This is a genomic window from Myxococcus sp. CA039A (assembly GCF_013336645.1).
Lineage (GTDB): Bacteria > Myxococcota > Myxococcia > Myxococcales > Myxococcaceae > Myxococcus > Myxococcus llanfairpwllgwyngyllgogerychwyrndrobwllllantysiliogogogochensis.
This window is the reverse complement of the sequence record NZ_JABUMQ010000660.1, coordinates 1-1,416: the sequence shown is the minus strand read 5'-3', so window position 1 is coordinate 1,416 and position 1,416 is coordinate 1. Positions and strand designations below refer to the sequence as shown.

Annotated in this window: 2 protein-coding genes; one reads left to right on the top strand and one right to left on the bottom strand. The window is 68.3% G+C overall.

All coding sequences use genetic code 11. The features are described from left to right. Positions 1-380: 380 nt before the first annotated feature. Positions 381-707 (top strand): PilZ domain-containing protein, encoded by a 327-nt coding sequence (locus HR086_RS46840; protein WP_141649449.1) that lies wholly within the window; start codon positions 381-383, stop codon positions 705-707. A 24-nt stretch (positions 708-731) separates the two neighbouring features. Here HR086_RS46840 and HR086_RS46835 read toward each other — a convergent pair whose 3' ends face one another. Further along, positions 732-1,139, bottom strand: coding sequence for a response regulator (locus tag HR086_RS46835; protein ID WP_141649448.1), 408 nt, complete (start codon positions 1,137-1,139; stop codon positions 732-734). Between the last annotated feature and the right edge of the window lie 277 nt (positions 1,140-1,416).

Here is a 1,416-nt window from a genome sequence, read left to right as displayed (position 1 = left end):
GGACCCGACGGGATCATCCCGCCCACGAGCCCCGCCCCCTTGCTCACCACCTGGTGGGCCGCGTGCGCCAGCACCGTGCCGAAGTCATTGCGCGGCGTCTGCCGAGGCATGGTGGGGGTGATGGTGAGCGACTGAAGCCTGCGGTGGTTCGGGTCCAAGAGCTGCCTCCGGCGGCGGGTTGCGCAGGGGGCTCTTCAGGCGACGTGCCAGATGAAAACCCAAGCAATCCCGCGCTCATGGCCGCGTCGCGCGCGCCAGGAAAACTCCAGGGGCCGGGAGGAGCGTCCGTCTCACGGGACGGCGGCGCGAGGACGGAAACTTGCCTCGCACGCAAGGTGCCTCAGAGTTGTCGCACCCTGTCGCAGTGAGGAGCTGAGCCGATGAACACTTCCAATGGTGGACCCCATATCGCCGAGCGCTTCCACCCGCGCGTCGAGGCGTCCCTCCCCGTGAAAGTGCTCCTGCCAGGACGCGCCGTCATGGCCCGCGCCCGCGATGTCTCCATGGCGGGGCTGTTCCTGCTCGCGCACCCCGGAGATGCCCAGCGCCAGCTGACGCTCAGCCTGCCGCTGCCTGGGGACAAGGAAATCGTCACCACCTGCACCATCCGCCGCCGGGAAGCGGACGGCGTGGCCCTGGAGTTCGGTGAGCTCGACTGGGACGACCTCATCGCCCTGGCGCGCTTCCTCCATCCGCGCCTGCCCTGAGCGGGGAGGCCCGTCCCCGTCGCTTCAGGCCGGTTCCGAGCGAGGCGAGGCCACTCGCAGGCGCTCCACCAGCGCCATCAGCTCCGCGCCTCGGAAGGGCTTGTGGATGTAGCCGTCCGCGCCCGCCAGTGTGGCGCTCTCCATGTCCGACTTCTTCGCCTTCGCGGTGAGCATGTAGAGCGGCACCGTCGCGGTGACGGGGTCGCTCTTCAGGATGCGACACGCGGAGATTCCGTCCAGCTGCGGCAACACCACATCCATCAGGATGAGGTGGAAGGTCCGGCTGCGCGCCAGCTTCAGTCCCTCCAGCCCGTTGGCCGCGCACACCACCTCCACGGTGCCGTCGCTCAACATCGAGCGCACCAGCTCCCGGATGACCGGTTCATCCTCGACGAGCAGGATGTGGAAGGGTGCCTGGGACATGCCAACCATGTTTCTCCGGCGCGACTCTGGACCTCAGAGGGACGATGATTCGCGGGCGCGCCACCCCCACTGCCGGTGCCACCTGCCGCGCGCGGTATAGCCCCGCCGACACCACGCGCACCAGGGTTGCTCCATCATTTGTGTGGAGCACCACGCATCAGCCATACGTAAGCCAACGGGACAGGGGATGCCTGACTTCCATGCCCGCCCGCTCATCAGCCAGTCTGACAGGGGGATGAAGCCGCCTTGTCCCTCCGGACGCGCCCCCCGGGCCCCCATTTTCACC